At 61.3% G+C, this 18,910-nt stretch carries 12 protein-coding genes and 1 pseudogene; 7 read left to right on the forward strand and 6 right to left on the reverse strand.

The window, feature by feature from the left end; translation table 11 throughout:
* Positions 1 to 29: 29 nt before the first annotated feature.
* The 6 genes from CEC48_RS10440 (at position 30) to nagE (ending at position 7,952) form a co-directional block, all read left to right on the forward strand.
* The gene (locus CEC48_RS10440) at positions 30 to 533 is read left to right on the forward strand and encodes a murein L,D-transpeptidase family protein (protein ID WP_088423664.1); all 504 of its coding nucleotides are present in this window, start codon (positions 30 to 32) and stop codon (positions 531 to 533) included.
* Positions 534 to 796: 263 nt separating this feature from the next.
* Positions 797 to 1,555 (forward strand): GntR family transcriptional regulator, encoded by a 759-nt coding sequence (locus CEC48_RS10445; protein WP_088423665.1) that lies wholly within the window; start codon positions 797 to 799, stop codon positions 1,553 to 1,555.
* A 10-nt stretch (positions 1,556 to 1,565) separates the two neighbouring features.
* A complete protein-coding gene (gene nagA, locus CEC48_RS10450) occupies positions 1,566 to 2,672 on the forward strand; it encodes an N-acetylglucosamine-6-phosphate deacetylase (protein ID WP_088423666.1) in 1,107 nt (368 codons plus the stop codon).
* The gene (locus tag CEC48_RS10455) at positions 2,665 to 3,675 is read left to right on the forward strand and encodes an SIS domain-containing protein (protein WP_371917758.1); all 1,011 of its coding nucleotides are present in this window, start codon (positions 2,665 to 2,667) and stop codon (positions 3,673 to 3,675) included. Before nagA ends, CEC48_RS10455 begins: the two co-directional genes overlap by 8 nt.
* 36 nt (positions 3,676 to 3,711) lie before the next feature.
* Positions 3,712 to 6,219 carry a phosphoenolpyruvate--protein phosphotransferase gene (gene ptsP / locus CEC48_RS10460; protein WP_088423668.1) on the forward strand — a complete coding sequence of 836 codons (2,508 nt, stop codon included), beginning with the start codon at positions 3,712 to 3,714 and terminating at the stop codon, positions 6,217 to 6,219.
* 26 nt (positions 6,220 to 6,245) lie between these two features.
* Positions 6,246 to 7,952 (forward strand): N-acetylglucosamine-specific PTS transporter subunit IIBC, encoded by a 1,707-nt coding sequence (gene nagE, locus CEC48_RS10465; protein ID WP_088423669.1) that lies wholly within the window; start codon positions 6,246 to 6,248, stop codon positions 7,950 to 7,952.
* Between the two features lie 167 nt (positions 7,953 to 8,119).
* Here the strand turns inward: nagE and CEC48_RS10470 are convergent, their stop codons facing one another.
* The 4 genes from CEC48_RS10470 to purL form a co-directional block, all read right to left on the reverse strand.
* Positions 8,120 to 8,422, reverse strand: coding sequence for a DUF6124 family protein (locus CEC48_RS10470; RefSeq protein ID WP_088423670.1), 303 nt, complete (start codon positions 8,420 to 8,422; stop codon positions 8,120 to 8,122).
* Between the two features lie 245 nt (positions 8,423 to 8,667).
* Entirely contained in the window at positions 8,668 to 9,606 is a 939-nt protein-coding gene (locus CEC48_RS10475; RefSeq protein WP_088423671.1) for a pectate lyase, read from the reverse strand.
* A 238-nt stretch (positions 9,607 to 9,844) separates the two neighbouring features.
* Positions 9,845 to 10,156: an NGG1p interacting factor NIF3 gene (locus tag CEC48_RS10480; RefSeq protein WP_088423672.1), complete on the reverse strand. Its 312-nt coding sequence runs from the start codon at positions 10,154 to 10,156 to the stop codon at positions 9,845 to 9,847.
* Between the two features lie 4 nt (positions 10,157 to 10,160).
* A complete protein-coding gene (gene purL, locus CEC48_RS10485) occupies positions 10,161 to 14,057 on the reverse strand; it encodes a phosphoribosylformylglycinamidine synthase (RefSeq protein WP_088423673.1) in 3,897 nt (1,298 codons plus the stop codon).
* A gap of 287 nt (positions 14,058 to 14,344) precedes the next feature.
* Here purL and mltF point away from each other — a divergent pair, with 287 nt between their 5' ends.
* Entirely contained in the window at positions 14,345 to 15,805 is a 1,461-nt protein-coding gene (mltF, locus tag CEC48_RS10490) for a membrane-bound lytic murein transglycosylase MltF (protein WP_088423674.1), read from the forward strand.
* A gap of 174 nt (positions 15,806 to 15,979) precedes the next feature.
* Here the strand turns inward: mltF and CEC48_RS10495 are convergent, their stop codons facing one another.
* Positions 15,980 to 16,279 (reverse strand): PTS transporter subunit EIIB, encoded by a 300-nt coding sequence (locus CEC48_RS10495; protein ID WP_088423675.1) that lies wholly within the window; start codon positions 16,277 to 16,279, stop codon positions 15,980 to 15,982.
* A 1-nt stretch (position 16,280) separates the two neighbouring features.
* Positions 16,281 to 18,812 (reverse strand): annotated as a pseudogene (gene ptsP / locus CEC48_RS10500) (phosphoenolpyruvate--protein phosphotransferase).
* Positions 18,813 to 18,910: the final 98 nt, after the last annotated feature.

Here is an 18,910-nt window from a genome sequence, read left to right on the forward strand (position 1 = left end):
ACGTAGTCTTCTCAGGGGATACCGTTTTAATGCGTTGGTTGCTTGCTCTGATCTGCCTGTCGTTTGCCACGCTGTCGCCAGCCTCCACCCAGGAAATCCTGGGCGGCAAACCCGTCGAGAAAATCCTGGTGCTCAAGTCTGCCCATCAGTTGCAACTGATCAACGACGGCAAGCCTCTCAAGACCTACCGCATTTCCCTGGGCAAAAACCCCAAGGGCACCAAGCTGATTGAAGGCGACCGCCGAACCCCGGAAGGCTTCTACTGGATCGACTGGCGCAAGACCAGCGACCGCTTCAACCTGGCCCTGCACATCTCCTACCCGAACATCAGCGACGCCGCCCGCGCCCGCCGCGAAGGGGTCAAACCCGGCAGCATGATCATGATCCACGGCACCCCCGACGCCGAGGACTACCCCGAAGAGTGGTTCCACACCCTGGACTGGACCGACGGCTGCATTGGCATGCGCAATGTCGACATGCGCGAAGTCTGGAACCTGGTCAAAGACGGCACGATGATCGAGATTCGTCCGTAATTTCCCATCGCTCGTAAAATAATTCGAAAAAAAATCCCGCCCTACGCGGCACTTGCCGGTGAATACCAGTTCACCCCGGCAAGCTGGGCGCTTCTGCCCGCAAGAAAGACCTCTCTAATACCACTTGATCTGACGCACTATTAAGGCGCCCGTAAACGCTCGCCTGCACCGTTTTCGCTGCATTGACATGGTATTTAAGTGGTATTAGCTTTCGATCACTACCGGGCGACAACACTCCAATAACCGCATCGGAAACCGACACGATGAACCCCATCCTGGCCTTGCGCCCCGACGACAAACAATCGACGCCGCTGTACCTGCAACTGGCCCGCAACCTGGAAGCCGCGATTCACGCTGGCCAGTGGAAATCCGAGCAGGCATTGCCCTCGGAGCGCGCGCTCAGCGAGCAACTGAGCATTTCCCGGGTGACCGCCCGCAAGGCGCTGGAAGTGCTGTTCGAACAAGGCCTGATCCGTCGCAGCCAAGGCTCCGGAACCTTCATCACGCCACGCCTGGAACAGCCGCTGTCGCGCCTCTCGGGCTTCAGCGAAATGCTCCGGCTCAAGGGGTTTGTGCCGACTTCCCAATGGCTGGAGCGCGACATCACCCAGCCCACTCATGAAGAACTGATCCGCCTGGGCTTGTCGCCTACCGACAAGGTGGCGCGGCTCAAGCGTTTACGAAAGGCCGACGACACCGTGATGGCGATTGAAATGACCGCCATGCCGGCCTCCGTGCTCCCGCACCCACAGGCCATCGGCAACTCGCTTTACGAATACCTGGAGAGCATCGGCAAGCCCATCGTGCGCGCCCTGCAACACATCCAGGCGATCAACGCCTCGGACGAATTTGCAGCGCTGGTGGGCATCGCTCCCGGCACCGCCATGCTGCTGATGACCCGGGTGGGCTACACCGCCGACAACATTCCAATAGAAATCACCGACACCTACTGCCGCAACGACTACTACGACTTCGTGGCAGAGCTGCGCCGATATGACTTTGCCGCTGAATTGCGGCCTTAGAGAACTGCCCATGTCCGAAGACAATATCCTCACGCCACACGGCTGGATTCGCGGCCGTCTGGTGCACCAGCACGGCAAGGTGACTGCCGTTGAAGGCAGCCCGTGCGACCCGGCTGACAACCACCTGCCGTACCTGCTGCCAGGCTTTATCGACCTGCACGTGCACGGTGGTGGCGGCAAAGACATCATGGAAGGCGTCGATGCTTTCCAGACCATCACCCGCACCCATGTGCGGTTTGGCACCACCTCGCTGCTGGCCACCACCATGACCGCACCGGTGGACGAAATCTCCCGCGTGCTCGGCGAACTCGGCACCTATTGCGAAAGCCGCCCGACCGGCACCGCCCGTGTTCTGGGCGTGCACCTCGAAGGCCCCTACATCAACCCGGGAAAACTCGGCGCACAACCGAACTTCGCCCACACCGCCTTGATGGCCGAAGTCGAAGAATACCTGCGCCTGGCGCCGATCCGGGTGATCACCATTGCCCCGGAAATCGCTGGCCATGACGCCCTGATCCGCGCCCTCAGCGAACGCGGCGTGCGCATGCAGATCGGTCACACCCTGGGCAGCTACGAAGAAGGCGTCGCCGCCCTCGCCGCCGGTGCCACCAGCTTCACCCATTTGTACAACGCCATGAGCCCGCTGCATCACCGCGAGCCCGGCATCGTCGGCGCGGCACTGGCCCACGCCAAATACGCCGAACTGATTCCCGACCTGCTGCACGTGCACCCCGGTGCCATACGCGTGGCCCTGCGCTCGATCCCATGCCTGTACTGCGTCACTGATTCCACCGCCGCCGCCGGCATGCCCGACGGTGAATACAAGCTGGGCAGCCACACCGTGACCAAGTGCCTGGGCGGCGTACGCCTGGCCGATGGAACGCTGGCCGGCAGTACCCTGACCATGGACCAGGCGCTGCGCAACCTGGTGAAGATCGGCCTGCCGATCAGCGAAGCCTCACAACGCCTGTCGCAATTTCCTGCGGACTATTTGGGCCTGGAAGAACGCGGTCGCCTGCAACCCGGCAGCTTTGCCGACTGCGTACGCCTGGACCGCTCCCTGAACCTCACCGACGTAATGGTCGAAGGAGAAACCATTGACTTCAAAAATGCTTGAAGAGGCCCTGGCCTCCTGTGAGGCCGTCGAGGCTCAACTGCAACGCCTGGAACCCGTGCTGGTGGAAGTCGCCGGCCGCCTGCGCCGTCAGCCACCGCAAGTGACAATGACCATCGCCCGCGGCAGCTCGGACCACGCCGCCAGCTACTTCGCCTACCTGACCATGCAGCACCTGGGAATTCCGGTGGCGTCGTTGCCGATGTCGGTGGTGACCATGCTGCAATCGCCGCTCAAGGTCAGCGGGCAAGTGGCGTTCGGTTTCTCTCAGTCGGGGCAAAGCCCGGACCTGGTCAACAGCCTGCGCCTGTTGCGCAAACGCGACGCCTTAAGCATCTCGATGGTCAACGCCGAAGACTCACCACTGGAAGCCGCCTGCGAATTCCACGTGCCGCTGTGCGCCGGACCGGAACGCAGCGTCGCCGCCACCAAAAGCTTTATCGCCACCCTGAGCGCCAGCGCCCAATTGATCGGCCACTGGAACCAGGAAGCTGAACTGCTGCAAGCGTGCCAGGCCTTGCCCGATGGCTTGCGTGAAGCTGCCAAGCAAGACTGGAGCGTGGCCATCCACGCCCTGCGCGACTGCCAGCAACTGATGGTGATCGGCCGTGGCGCCGGTTTTGCCATCGCCCAGGAAGCCGCGCTCAAGCTCAAGGAAACCTCGGCGATCCAGGCCGAAGCCTTCAGCAGCGCCGAAGTACGCCATGGCCCGATGGCCCTGATCGATGACAACTACCCGCTGCTGGTCTTCGCCCCGCGTGGCGCCGAACAAGCCGGCCTTTTGAGCCTGGCCGCCGACATGCGCCAGCGCGGTGCCCGCGTGCTGCTGGCCGCCCCCGACGACATCGCCGAGCGCGACCTGACCTTAAGCCGCGCCGAACACCCGGCATTGGACCCGATCCTGGCGATCCAGAGCTTCTACGTCATGGCCGCAGGCTTGGCCGAAGCCCGGGGCATGGACCCGGACCAACCGCGTCACTTGAGCAAAGTGACCCGTACCCACTGAGTTGATTGCAGCGTTTTCCTGATGAGTACCGTGCCCATGTCCCACAATAATAAAGACCTCACCCTCAGCGCCCCCCTCAGCGGGCCGGTGCTGACCCTGGGCAACGTTCCCGACGAAGTGTTCGCCAGTGGCGCCATGGGCGACGGCATTGCCATCGACCCGCTCAACGATTGCCTGCATGCACCGTGCGATGGCGTGATCATCCACGTCGCCCGCACCGGGCATGCGCTGACCATTCGCGCAGACAACGGCGCCGAATTGCTGATGCACGTGGGTATCGACACGGTGGAATTGAATGGCGAAGGCTTCGCACTGCTGGTCAAGCAAGGTACGCGGGTGAGCAAGGGCCAGGCGCTGGTGCAGTTTGACCTGGACCTGATTGCTCGGCAGTGCAAAAGCCTGGTCAGCCTGATCATCCTGACCAACGGTGAGTTGTTTGAGCTACGGCCGATCACCCTGAAAACGGTCCGGGTTGGTGAGCCGCTGCTGCATGTGGTTGCGCGCTTGGCCGGGGCGGCGAAAGTGATTGATGAGTCGGTCACTGAAGCCAGCGCAACCCTTCGCATCACCCATCGTGGCGGCCTGCACGCGCGTCCCGCCGCTTTGATCCGCAAGACGGCGCAGGAATTCAGCAGCCAGTCGCAGCTGCATTTCGCGGGCAAGACGGCGTCGTGCGAGAGCTTGATCGGCTTGATGGGACTGGGGATTGGTGAACAGGACGAGGTGCAGGTCACCTGCCGCGGCAAGGATTGTGAAGCGGCATTGCAAGCGCTGATTGCCGCGCTGTCAGTGGCCGTTGGCGAAGCGCATCACGCTCCTGTGGCCGTCGCTCCGCGCCGAGTCAATACCGAAGTGGGTGTACTGCAAGGCGTGTGCGCCGCGCCCGGTTTGGTCTGCGGCCCGCTGTTCCGCCTGAACGCAATCGAGTTGCCGGCAGACCCGGGCAACAACGCGCCGGATGAACAATTGCAGCATCTGGACAGTGCCCTGGAGCACGTGCGCGGCGAAATCCGCCACACCCTGGACCAGGCTCGCCAGCGCAAGGATGTGGAAGAAGAGGAGATCTTCGCCGCCCACCTGGCCCTGCTGGAAGACCCGACGCTGCTGGAAGCGGCCACCACCGCCATCGAACATGGCAGCGCCGCGACTCACGCCTGGCGCGATGCAATACAGGCTCAATGTTCGGTGCTGTTGGCCCTCGGTAAACCGTTGTTCGCCGAACGCGCCAACGACCTGCGGGACTTGCAACAACGCGTGCTGCGGGCGCTGCTGGGCGAGGCCTGGAATTTTGATTTGCCGGCCGGCGCGATCGTGTCCGCCCATGAGTTGACCCCGTCAGACCTGCTGCAACTGAGCAAACAACACGCCGCCGGCATCTGCATGGCCGAGGGCGGTGCGACCTCGCATGTGGCGATTCTGGCGCGGGGCAAAGGCCTGCCGTGTGTGGTTGCTTTGGGCACTGAGTTGCTCGATGTGCCCCAAGGCCAACGCGTGGTGCTGGATGCCGCCAACGGTCGGCTGGAACTGACGCCGGATGATGCGCGCCATGCCCAGGTTCACCAGTTGCGTGACGCACAGAAACTGCGTCGCCAGCAGCAACAGGCCGAGGCTCAAGGCTTCGCCAGCACTCAGGATGGCGTGCGTATTGAAGTGGCGGCGAACGTTGCTTCCAGCGCCGAAGCCCAGCTGGCCTTTGAAAACGGTGCCGATGGCGTCGGCCTGCTGCGCACCGAATTCCTCTTCGTCGACCGCCGCACTGCGCCCGACGAGCAAGAGCAGCGCCAGGCTTATCAAGCCGTGCTGGATGCCATGGGCGATAAGTCTGTGATCATCCGCACCATCGACGTCGGCGGCGACAAGCAGCTCGACTATTTGCCGCTGCCGTTTGAGACCAACCCGGTGCTGGGCCTGCGCGGAATACGCATGGCTCAAGTGCGCCCGGAACTGCTGGACCAGCAACTGCGCGCCCTTCTCCAGGTCAGCCCGCTGGAACGCTGCCGGATCCTGCTGCCGATGGTCAGCGAAGTCGACGAACTGCTGCACATCCGCCAGCGCCTCGATGAACTGTGCGCCGAACTGGAACTGACCCAACGCCCAGAGCTCGGCGTGATGATCGAAGTACCCGCCGCCGCGCTGATGGCCGAACAACTGGCCGAGCACGCGGACTTTTTGTCCATCGGCACCAATGACCTGTCCCAGTACACCCTGGCCATGGACCGCGACCACGCCGGCCTCGCCGCCCGCGTCGACGCCATGCACCCGGCGCTGCTGCGGCTGATCGCCCAAACCTGCATCGGCGCCGCCAAACATGGGCGTTGGGTGGGTGTGTGCGGGGCGCTTGCGTCCGACCCGCTGGCCACGCCAGTACTGATCGGCCTGGGCATCAGCGAGCTGTCCGTCAGCCCGCCGCAAATCGGAGAAATCAAGGACCGTGTCCGTCATCTGGACGCAGCCCAATGCCGGCAACTGAGCCAAAGCCTGCTTAACCTGAGCAGCGCCAAAGCCGTTCGCCAAGCCTGTCAACACCACTGGCCGCTGAGCTGAAAACAACAAAAATAGGGAGACACGCCGTGTACCAATATTTTATCGAAGGGCTGCAACGCCTGGGCCGTGCGCTGATGCTGCCGATCGCGATTTTGCCGATCGCCGGCCTGCTGCTGCGACTGGGCGACACCGACCTGTTGAACATCGCGGTGATGCACGACGCCGGGCAAGCGATCTTCGCCAACCTGGCGCTGATCTTCGCCATCGGCATTGCCGTGGGTTTTGCCCGCGACAACAACGGCACGGCGGGCCTGGCGGGTGCCATTGGTTACCTGGTGATGGTCTCCACCCTCAAGGTGATGGACGCCAGCATCAACATGGGCATGCTCGCGGGTATCGCCAGCGGCTTGATGGCCGGCGCGCTGTATAACCGCTTCAAAGACATCAAGCTGCCGGAGTACCTGGCGTTCTTTGGTGGGCGACGGTTTGTGCCGATTGTCACCGGGTTTTCGGCTGTGGCGCTGGGGGTAATCTTTGGTTTGATCTGGCCACCCGTGCAGCAAGGTATCAACAGCTTCGGCGTGTTGCTGATGGAAAGCGGCAGCTTCGGCGCGTTCGTGTTTGGTGTGTTCAACCGCCTGCTGATCGTCACCGGCTTGCACCATATCCTCAACAACATGGCGTGGTTTGTGTTCGGCACCTTCACCGACCCGGTGACCGGCGCGGTGGTGACGGGCGACCTGACCCGCTACTTTGCCGGCGACCCGAAAGGCGGCCAATTCATGACCGGCATGTTCCCGGTGATGCTGTTCGGCCTGCCCGCAGCGTGCCTGGCGATGTACCGCAATGCACTGCCGGAACGGCGCAAGATCATGGGCGGGATTTTCCTGTCGATGGCGCTGACCTCGTTCCTGACCGGGGTGACCGAGCCGATCGAGTTCGCGTTTATGTTCCTTGCGCCGTTCCTGTATCTGGTGCATGCGCTGTTGACCGGGTTGTCGATGGCGATCACCAACATGCTCAACATTCACCTGGGCTTTACCTTCTCCGGCGGGTTTATCGACATGGTGCTGGGTTGGGGTAAATCCACCAACGGCTGGCTGGTGTTCCCGGTTGGGCTGGCGTACGCGGTGATCTACTACAGCGTGTTCAATTACTGCATTCGTCGGTTCAATTTGAAGACGCCGGGGCGTGAGGATATTCAGGTCGTACCGGCTGAAACCATGACCGATAACCAGCGCGCCGGGGCTTACATTCGCGCGCTGGGTGGTGCGCAGAATTTGCTGAGTGTGGGTGCTTGCACGACGCGCCTGCGGTTGGACATGGTGGATCGCAACAAAGCGGTGGATGCCGAGCTGAAAGCGCTGGGTGCCATGGCGGTGGTTCGGCCGGGCAATGGCGGGAGTTTGCAGGTGGTGGTCGGGCCGATGGCGGACAGCATTGCCGATGAGATTCGGTTGGCGATGCCTTCGTATGTTGCGGCTGCTGCGGTGGTGGTTGCGCCTGTTGAGAAGAGCGCACCGGTGAATGTGCATGAGGCCGAGAAATGGCTGAGTGCGCTGGGCGGTCGGGCCAATGTGCTGCAACTGGATGCGGTGGCGATGACACGGTTGCGGGTAGAGTTGGGGGATGGTTCGGTCTTGTCGGAGTCCCAACTGACGGCGCTGGGTTGCCAGGGTGTGAGCCAGCTTGAGAGCGGTGTTTGGCACTTGCTGATTGGTGACAAGGCTTCGGGATTGGGTGAGGCCTTGGAGCGACTGGTCAGTGGCCGCGAAGCCGTAACCGGCGCCTAGCAAAATTGTGGCGAGGGAGCTTGCTCCCGCTGGGCTGCGCAGCAGCCCCAATAAGAACGCCGCTTTTTTCCAGGTAGAACTCTGTGGCAGGTTCTGGGGCCGCTTCGCGCCCCAGCGGGAGCAAGCTCCCTCGCCACAGGGTTACTGCCTATATGGAAGAGATGTTTCTAAGCCGGGTCCGCCTGTTCAGGCACGTCATATAAATCCAGCGTCCGATCCACCATCATTTGAATCCCCTCCAGCATCCGACAAATCCCCAGCGCCACATCACGGTGGGAACCGTCGATTTCAAACGCCAGATGAACTGTCAGCGCCAGCACCGAGGCCAGATCCTGGGAGGCGTTGGCCAGCAGGGTTTCGCTATCCAGATTGGGTATCAAGGTAAATAACTGATCAGCAGGTTGACCATTCGCCTGGCGGGCTGCGGCTTGAAGCGAGGCTATGGAAGATGAGGTGTTTTCGTTGACCATCGTAAAGCTCCGAGAAGAATAGGCTCCTGGTGATGTTTACGAGCTTGCAGTCCCGGTCACTGAATTGGCAGCGACTGGCGAAGGTTAGAGAGGCAGGTTCCGAGCGACAACCTGAAAAGGCCGTAAGAAAAATCCAAAACATCCGTAGGCTCTCCACAGAACCTCAGCCAACAAAAAACCCGCTGACCATCCAGGCCCAGCGGGTTTCTTGTTTCTACAGCCAAGACTTGCAAATGCTTCAGTGCTTAGCCGCCAAACACCAGGCTTACAGACTGCGCGCCCGCGTTCTTGACAGTAAAGTCCTTGGCCTGCGCAGCAGTTTTCAAGGTGTAGGTATAATTAGACGACGCGGTCCATTGCGCTTTAGGCGACTTCTGATTGGTAATAGCAGGAACACTACCATTGTCAGTAAATGTACCCGAGCCCTTATCATCAAGCATGCCGTTGCTTTCGCTGCCCGCGCCAAAGTTATTGCTTTCGGAAAGAATGTTGGCATTTTGAGCAAGCGTAAAGCCAAGGTGGAACTTATTGATGTAGTTGTTATAGACGTGAAAGTAACCATAACGCATCAGGCCCGGCGCGCGCACTTCCATATTTTCAAAACGGTTGTGGCAAATCGTCAGCCGCGGAAACCCATTATAAGCAGCGTTGTTGTCGTCAGCCGGGTGCCCCAAGATCAAACCATATTTGTGGTTGCCAAAGAAGCAGTTACTGATCGTCGCATAATCGGCTTTGTCACCGATGTACAGCAACTTGTCCAGACTGCCATCGCTCGCCGACCAGTCATGGCCGACGAACGAGCAATGGTCAATCCAGTATTTGCTGCCGTAGTTCAGGTACAGCTGAATGTCATCATTGTCCTTGATGCCGACTGAATGCTGGAAAATAATGTTTTGGAAAATAATGTTTTGCGATTCAGGCGTGGCGCGCAGGTGAATATTGTTGAGCGTACGGTTCTGAAAAGAGCCCACCAGGGTTTTGTTGGACCCCATTGAAACCTTGGTCAAGGCGGAGGCGGAAATATTACTGTTGATCACCAATACCCGCGGTGTTGCATCCGCGATATTCGCTTTAAGTTGATCCAATGTCGTGATACTGACTACTTGGCCAGACCATCCACCGGTGACTTTGGCGGACTTGGCAAAGCCGGTCATGCCTGTAAGTTTGCTTTCTGGATAAGACATAAGTTCCCTCTCTTTATTCATAACGCCCGATTGTCGGACTAATGATCAAACATGCCCCTCCTGGGTCATGTGCACACTGCTTGAGACTCAGCGAGTGAATCCATACCGCCTAAACACTGTGTTTATATACAGTATTAAATCAGCAAGTATCCGTCAAGCGTTTCATTCAAATCACCGTCAACAAAAAACCCGCTGACCATCAAGGCCCAGCGGGTTTCTCGTTTTCACAACCGGCGAATCAAAAATCCGCCAACTGCCACACCTCATACGCCGGTGTCTCATACGGATGGCTCAGTTTCAACGCAGCCACAACAGCCACAATCAACTCATCCGCCACCACCAGCTCAACCTTCCATTCTTCAACCACTTCAACCTGCCCCACCTGCCCGATAAACGGTTGGCTGCCGTCCATCGCGCGAAATTGGCCCTGGCCCAGGACCTGCCAGGCGCAGCTGTCGTAGTTGCCGATGCGCCCACCGCCAGCAGCGAAGACGGCGGCTTTCACCGTCTCAACAAAGCTGTCAGGCACAAAGAAGCTGAGCTTGTACACCGCCTTAGTTCACCCAGACGCGAGCGTTACGGAACATGCGCATCCACGCGCCGTCTTCGTTCCACTCTTCCGGGCGCCACGAGTTTTGCACGGCGCGGAATACGCGCTCCGGGTGCGGCATCATGATGGTGACGCGACCGTCGCGGCTGGTCAGCCCGGTGATCCCGCGCGGCGAGCCGTTCGGGTTGGCCGGGTAACCTTCGGTGACCTTGCCGTGGTTGTCGACGAAACGCATCGCCACGCAACCCGACAAGTCGGCTTCCAGCAACGCTTCTTCGCTGGAGAACTCCGCATGGCCTTCACCATGGGCGATGGCGATTGGCATGCGCGAACCGGCCATGCCCTGCAGGAAGATCGAGTTGGATTCCTGTACCTGAACCATCGCCACCCGCGCTTCGAACTGCTCGGAACGGTTACGCACGAAGTGCGGCCAGAACTCGCTGCCCGGGATCAGTTCGCTGAGGTTGGACATCATCTGGCAACCGTTGCACACACCCAGGGTGAAGCTGTCGTTGCGCTCGAAGAAGCCCTGGAACGCATCGCGGGCACGGCTGTTGAACAGGGCCGACTTGGCCCAGCCTTCACCGGCACCCAGTACGTCGCCGTAGGAGAAACCACCGCAGGCTACAAGGCCTTTGAACTCGTTGAGGTCAACGCGACCGGCGAGGATGTCGCTCATGTGCACGTCGATCGCGTTGAAGCCGGCACGGTCGAACGCAGCTGCCATTTCCACCTGGCCGTTGACGCCCTGCTCACGCAGTACGGCAACTTGTGGGCGGATGCCTTTCTTGATGTAAGGCGCAGCGATGTCCTGGTTGACGTCGAAGCTGAGCTTGGTGCTCAGGCCCGGGTTGTCTTCTTCCAGGATTACGTCGAATTCCTGCTCGGCGCAGTCGGCGTTATCACGCAGGCGCTGGATCTGGTAGCTGGTCTCGGCCCACTGGCGTTGCAGCAGGCGGCGCTGGCCTTCAAACACGGTTTCGCCGTTGAAGACGATGTTGATTTCACCGTTGTTGATCGGCTGGCCAACCACGGCCACGCAGTCACCCAGGCCAGCGGCGCTGAATTGTGCGAGTACGTCTGGGGTTGCGTCCTGGCGAACCTGGATCACAGCGCCCAGTTCTTCGTTGAAAAGGATCGCAGCGATGTCGGCAGATGTTTCTGCCAGGCCATCGAGGTTCAGGCTCAGGCCGCAGTGACCGGCGAAGGCCATTTCCACGGCGCTGGTCAGCAAACCACCGTCTGAACGGTCGTGGTAAGCCAGCAGGTGGCCGTCAGCGTTCAGGCCCTGGATCACAGCGAAGAAGGCTTTCAGGTCTTCGGCGTCGTCGACGTCCGGGGCGTGTTTGCCGAGCTTGCCGTGCACCTGGGCGAGGATCGAGGCACCCATGCGATTCTGGCCGCGACCGAGGTCGATCAGGATCAGGTCGGTGGTGCCCTTGTCCATGCGCAGTTGCGGGGTCAGGGTCTGGCGAATATCGGTGACTGGCGCAAAGCCGGTGACGATCAGCGACAGCGGCGAGGTAACGCTCTTGTCTACGCCTTCATCATTCCAGCGCGTAGCCATGGACATGGAGTCCTTGCCTACCGGAATGGTGATGCCCAGCTCAGGGCACAGCTCCATGCCGACTGCTTTCACGGTGTCGTACAGGCGCGCATCTTCACCCGGGTGGCCGGCAGCAGACATCCAGTTGGCCGACAGTTTGATGTCGGAGATCTTGCCGATACGCGAAGCCGCGATGTTGGTCAGGGTTTCGCCGATGGCCATGCGGCCCGACGCCGGGGCGTCCAGCAGGGCCAGCGGAGTACGCTCGCCCATTGCCATGGCTTCACCGGTGTACACGTCGAAGCTGGTGGCGGTAACGGCAACGTCAGCCACCGGAACCTGCCACGGGCCGACCATTTGATCACGGGCAACCAGACCGGTAATGGTGCGGTCGCCGATGGTGATCAGGAAGCTTTTGCTGGCAACGGCCGGGTGGTGCAGGACGCGCTCCACGCAGTCGGCGATGGCCAGGGTCGACGGATCGAAGTCATCGCCCAGTTCGCTTTCACGCACAGCCGAACGGTGCATGCGCGGGGCTTTGCCCAGCAGCACTTCCAGCGGCATGTCCACCGGGCTGTTGCCGAAGTGGCTGTCGGTGACCGTCAGTTGCGGCTCGGCAGTGGCTTCGCCGACTACGGCAAACGGGCAGCGCTCGCGTTCGCAGATCGCCTGGAAGCGTTCGAAGTCGGCAGGGCCGACGGCCAACACGTAGCGTTCCTGGGATTCGTTGCTCCAGATTTCGTGCGGGGCCATGCCCGGCTCGTCGTTTGGAATGTTGCGCAGTTCGAAGCGCCCGCCCCGGTCGCCATCGTTGACCAGTTCCGGGAAGGCGTTGGACAAACCACCGGCGCCCACGTCGTGGATGAAGCTGATCGGGTTCTTGTCACCCAACTGCCAGCAACGGTCGATAACTTCCTGGCAACGGCGTTCCATTTCAGGGTTTTCACGCTGAACGGATGCAAAGTCCAGGTCTGCCGAGCTGGTGCCGGTGGCCATGGAGGAAGCGGCGCCGCCGCCCAGGCCGATCAGCATCGCTGGCCCGCCGAGGACGATCAGCTTGGAGCCGACCAGGATTTCAGCTTTCTGTACGTGTTCAGCACGGATGTTGCCCATGCCGCCGGCCAACATGATCGGCTTGTGGTAACCGCGCACTTCATCGCCACGCGGGGTGGTGATGGATTGTTCGAAGGTACGGAAGTAGCCGGTCAGGGCCGGACGACCGAATTCGTTGTTGAACGCCGCGCCGCCCAGCGGGCCTTCGATCATGATGTCCAGCGCGGTGACGATGCGCTCAGGCTTGCCGTACGGCACTTCCCACGGCTGTTCGAAGCCCGGGATCTGCAGGTTGGACACCGTGAAGCCGGTGAGGCCAGCCTTTGGCTTGGCGCCACGACCGGTTGCACCTTCGTCGCGAATCTCACCGCCGGAACCTGTGGCTGCGCCCGGGAACGGGGCAATCGCGGTCGGGTGGTTGTGGGTCTCGACTTTCATCAGGATGTGCACCGGCTCCTGCACCGCGCCGTACTGGCGGGTTTCAGGGTCCGGGAAGAAACGGCCGGCAACGCTGCCGACGATGACCGAGGCGTTGTCTTTATAAGCCGACAGAACGCCTTCGCTGTGCATCACGTAGGTGTTCTTGATCATGCCGAACAGGCTTTTTTCCTGGCTCTGGCCGTCGATATCCCAACTGGCGTTGAAGATCTTGTGACGGCAGTGCTCGGAGTTCGCCTGGGCAAACATCATCAGTTCGATGTCGTGGGGGTTGCGCTTCAAACCGATGAAGGCGTTGACCAGGTAGTCAATTTCGTCTTCAGCCAGGGCCAGGCCCAGCTCGGTGTTGGCTTTTTCCAACGCGGCGCGACCGCCACCGAGCACGTCAATCGCGGTCAGCGGCTTGGGTTCGGCGTGGCTGAACAGACCGGCGGCCTGTTCCAGCTGGCCTACGATGATCTGGGTCATGCGGTCGTGCAGGCTGCTGGCGATCAGCTCGGCCTCGGCATCGCTGAACTGGCCTGCTACATAGAAGGCAATCCCACGTTCCAGGCGCTGGATTTTTTCCAGGCCGCAGTTGCGGGCGATGTCGCTGGCCTTGCTCGACCAGGGCGAGATGGTGCCGAACCGTGGCAAGACCAGGAACAAGCGGCCGTTAGGCTCTTGAACAGGAACGCTGGGACCGTACTTCAGAAGGCGCGCCAGCACTTGCTGTTCGTCGGCGGTCAAAACGCCGGTAACGTCGGCGAAGTGAGCAAATTCAGCATACAAGCCACTGACAGAAGGTACCTTCTGGCTCAGTTGCTCAAGGAGTTTGCTGTGGCGAAAGGCAGAAAGGGCAGGAGCGCCGCGCAGGATCAACATCTTCGGGACAGCCTCGGGAAGGGGGTGTGCTTTGAGGCCGTGCATTCTAGCGTAAACCGTCGCCAACGGCACCCGAAACGGCACCCGTGGCCGCTGCCGAACGTCAGTTGGCATAAATCGCACGGTATCAGAGGGCCATACAGGCTATTCCGGGCAGTTATTTTAACCGTCACAATCGGCTGCCAAGCCCCGTTTCTGCGGCCTGTAGCCAAGGTTTACGGGTGCTAGCAGACAAGTGCCCCGCTGTCGAGATATGGCGCCGAGGGTCCTTTGCGTATACTGCGCAGATGTTCTCCCCTACTGCTTTACGCCCGCGATGCGCCAAATGGCTCTTCGTCACCGGACTCTTCCTGCTGCTCAGCGCGTGTGTGGATAAACCCAACACGCTGGAGCGAATCAAGGAGGATGGCGTATTGCGGGTGGTCACCCGAAACAGCCCGGCCACTTATTTCCAGGACCGCAACGGTGAAACCGGTTTCGAATACGAACTGGTCAAGCGCTTTGCCGACGACTTGGGTGTAAAGCTGGAGATCCAGACCGCCGACAATCTTGACGACCTGTTTTCACAGATCGGCAAACCCAACGGCCCGGTGCTGGCCGCCGCCGGTCTGGTCAGCAGCGAGCAGCGGCGCCAGGAAGTGCGCTTCTCCCACCCGTACCTGGAAGTCACCCCGCAGATCATCTACCGCAACGGCCAGTCCCGCCCTACAACCGCGGCAGACCTGGTGGGCAAGAAGATCATGGTGCTCAAGGGCAGCACCCACGCCGAGCAACTGGCGGCGCTGAAAAAGCAAAATCCCGCAATTGAATACGAAGAGTCCGACGCCGTTGAGGTGGTCGACCTGCTGCGCATGGTGGACGAAGGCCAGATCGACCTGACCCTGGTGGACTCCAACGAAGTGGCGATGAACCAGGTCTACTTCCCCAACGTGCGGGTGGCCTTTGACTTGGGTGACGCCAGCAACCAGGCGTGGGCCGTGGCGGCGGGTGATGACAACAGCCTGCTCAACGAGGTCAACAGCTACCTCGACAAGGTTGAAAAGAACGGCACCCTGCAACGCCTCAAAGACCGCTATTACGGGCACGTCGATGTACTCGGCTATGTCGGCGCCTACACCTTCGCCCAGCATCTGCAGCAGCGCCTGCCCAAATACGAGAAACACTTCCGCGCCTACGCCAAGGAAGAAAAGGTCGACTGGCGCCTGTTGGCGGCCATCGGTTATCAGGAATCACTCTGGCAGCCGGCGGTCACCTCCAAGACCGGCGTGCGCGGCCTGATGATGCTGACCCAGAACACCGCACAAGCCATGGGCGTATCCAACCGCCTGGACGCCAAGCAGAGCATCATGGGCGGCGCCAAGTACCTGGCCAAGATCAAGGATGAGCTGGACGACAAGATTGCCGAGCCGGACCGCACCTGGTTTGCCCTCGCGGCGTACAACGTCGGCACTGGCCATCTGGATGACGCGCGCAAGCTGGCCGAGAAAGAAGGCCTGAACCCGAACAAGTGGCTGGACGTGAAGAAAATGCTGCCGCGCCTGGCGCAGAAGCAGTGGTACAGCAAGACGCGTTATGGCTATGCCCGTGGCGGTGAGCCGGTGCATTTTGTGGCGAACATCCGGCGGTACTACGACATTCTGACGTGGGTGACGCAGCCGCAGCTGGAAGGCAACCAGGTGGTGGAAGGCAACCTGCATGTGCCGGGCGTGGACAAGACCAAGCCGACGGAAGAAACCCCGCAGTTGTAACTGACAGCATCCCATTAAATGTGGCGAGGGAGCTTGCTCCCGTTGGGTTGCGAAGCAGCCCTAAAACCTGCCACCCCGCTCTATCGGGAGAATGAGGCAAGCCTGCTGGGACTGCTTCGCAGTCCAACGGGAGCAAGCTCCCTCGCCACAAAAAGCACGTTCACCGCATCCGGTTCAGGCGCTGGTCAGGCCTGTGATCAAGTGCACCACCCCTCCCGCCAACACCATCACACCCGGCACACCCGCCGCCTTCAACGCCTGCGCATCCAGCCGCCCCGCATCCTGCAACTGCACCCGCACCCGCGTCAGTGCCACCCGCTGCTGCGACTTCAGATTCTCCGCCCCGCCCAGCGCATTCAGCACCGCCGGCGCCAACGCCGTTTCGCCCACCGGCACGGCAACCGCCTGCGGCGTTTCAAGAATCAAATCCGGGGTCAGGGCCTTCCAGAACGCCTGCTGAAATTTCTCGAACATGTCAGTTCTCCACAACCAATGAGGTTTCAACAGTCGCCGCGTGATACACCCGCAATGCCTCGCGTACCTGCGCCGCTTCTTCCAGGCCCAGCACCTGGCGGGCGATGGATTGGCAGTCCGCCAGGTCCAGCTCGCGCACGGTGGCCTTGATGGTCGGGATCAACGGCACACTGACCGACAACTCATCCACTCCCAACCCGATCAGCACCGGCACTGCCAGCGCTTCAGACGCCAGCGCACCGCACACACCGACCCACTTGCCATGGGCATGGGCCGCCTTGACGGTGGTAGCGATCAGGCGCAGTACCGCTGGGTGAAAGCTGTCGGCCTGGCTGGCGAGGCGCGGGTGATCGCGGTCCATCGCCAGGGTGTATTGCGTCAGGTCGTTGGTGCCGATGGAGAAGAAATCCACCTCCGGCGCAAACAAGTCGGCCATCAACGCCGCCGACGGCACTTCGATCATGATCCCAAGCTTTGGCAATTGCGTCAGCCCCAAGGCCAACGCTTCCTCTTCAAGAATCTGCCGCGCCAGGCGCAGCTCCGAGAGCAGGCTGACCATAGGCAACATGATGTGCAGGCGGGCGAAACCGGCACTGGCGAGGATCGCGCGAAATTGCTCACGCAGCAGTTCCGGGCGCTCCAGGCACAGGCGAATCCCGCGCAGGCCGAGGAACGGGTTGGTCTCTGCGTCCATCGGCACATAGGCCAGCGGCTTGTCGCCACCAACGTCGAGGGTGCGCACCACCAGATTGCGCTGCGGCCCCAATGCACGGGCGATAGCGCTGTAGGTGCCCGCCTGTTCTTCGGGACTCGGCGCGCGGTTGCGGTCCAGGTAGAGGAATTCGGAGCGCAGCAAACCGACGCCTTCGCCACCCAGGGACAGCGCCTGTTCCACCTCTTGCAACGACGCGACGTTGGCCGTCACTTCAATGTGATGTCCGTCACGCGTGGTGGCGGGCAAAGAGGCTTGCTCCACTTCCCGCTGGCGGCGCAGCACTTGCTGTTGGCGGGTGGCTTGCAGCTGTTCGATCTCGGCCAAGTCCGGGTTCAGGTGCAGCTCGCCCTTGTCGGCATCCAGCAGCACTTGCTTGCCGTTGACCAATTCCAGCACCTGCGCCGGCACGCCACAGATGGCCGGCAAGCCAAGGGCACGGGCCAGGATTGCGACGTGGCTGGTGGCACCGCCGCCCACGGTGACGAAGCCCAGCACCTTGCGCGTGTCGAGGCTGGCGGTTTGCGAAGGGGTGAGTTGTTCGGCAATCAGGATCGCCTGCTCCGGCAAATCCCAGGCGCTGTCCTGAACCCCGAGGATCAGTTTCAGCACCCGCTGGCCAACGTCGGCCAGATCAGCCGCACGCTCGGCGAGCAAGGCGTTGCCCAAGCCCTGGAAGAGCCTGGCGGTGGCCTCGGTGGCACTGTTCCAGGCGAAGGCTGCGCTTTTGCCCTGGTCCAGCAGGTCGCGGGTTTGTTCCAGCAAGGCCGGGTCATCCAGCAATTCCTGGTGGGCGCGGAAGATCTCGGCCTGGGCGCTGCCGACGACTTTTTCCTGCAAGGCTTGAAGGGCCAGGTTCGCGTCACTCAGGGCCTGTATCAGCACGGCACGTTCCAGCGCTTCACCCTTGCCGGCCTCAACGATGTCCAGTGCCGGTTATTTAACCTGCACCACCTGGCCAAACGCCGAACCTGGCGACGCGCACACACCGCGCAGCAAGGTCGCCGATGACTCGGGTGCCACGGGCTCGGCGGCGGGCTGATGAGCCGCCACCGCTTCCCCACAGCCTTCCACCAGCAAGGTCACCAATGCCTGGATCGCCGCTTCGGCATCCTCGCCTGCCGCGCTGATTTGCAAGGTATCGCCCTGCGCCGTCTGCAACGCCATGATCCGCACCAGCGACTTGGCATTGGCGCTCTCGGTTTGCTTGTGCAGGTAAATGCTCGACTTGAAGCCCTTGGCCGCCTGCGCCAGCACTGCCGCCGGGCGCGCATGCAGGCCGTTGGCGTTGGGCAAGGTCAGCGGCTTGGAGAATAGGGCATCGCCCTCCTCGTCTTTCACCTCATCGGCAGCGGTTTGCGGCGTTACCCGCAGCAGCGGCTGCCCCACGTCCACCAAACCCTGCTCGGGCGTCAGCAGTTTGAAGGGTTCACCACTGACCACCAGCATCAGGGTCAGCAAACTACGGGCGTTGAGCGCCACGTAGTCGGCATCGAATTCAATCAGCGGTTGCCCGGCTTCCACCCGTTGGCCTTCCTCGACCAATCGGGTGAAACCCTTGCCCGCCAGATTCACCGTATCCAGGCCGATGTGCATCAGCACCTGGACGCCGTTGTCGTCGGTGACACTCACCGCATGACCACTGTCCTGGATATTGCTGATCACCCCGGCCAGCGGCGCGCAGAGGGTCTGCGAGGTCGGATCGATGCACAGGCCATCGCCGATCAGGCGACTGGAGAACACCGGGTCAGGCACTTGGTCCAGGGCAAGCAGCACCCCGGACAACGGCGCCAGCAATTCCAGGGGTTGGGTTGTGGTCATGACTTCACCTGCTGTTTTGTTCTGTAAAAATCCCTGTAGGAGCGAGCGTGCTCGCGAAGGTCATCAACGATAACGCGTGCATTCTGGATAAACGCGTC

The organism is Pseudomonas sp. K2I15, assembly GCF_002204795.1.
Lineage (GTDB): Bacteria > Pseudomonadota > Gammaproteobacteria > Pseudomonadales > Pseudomonadaceae > Aquipseudomonas.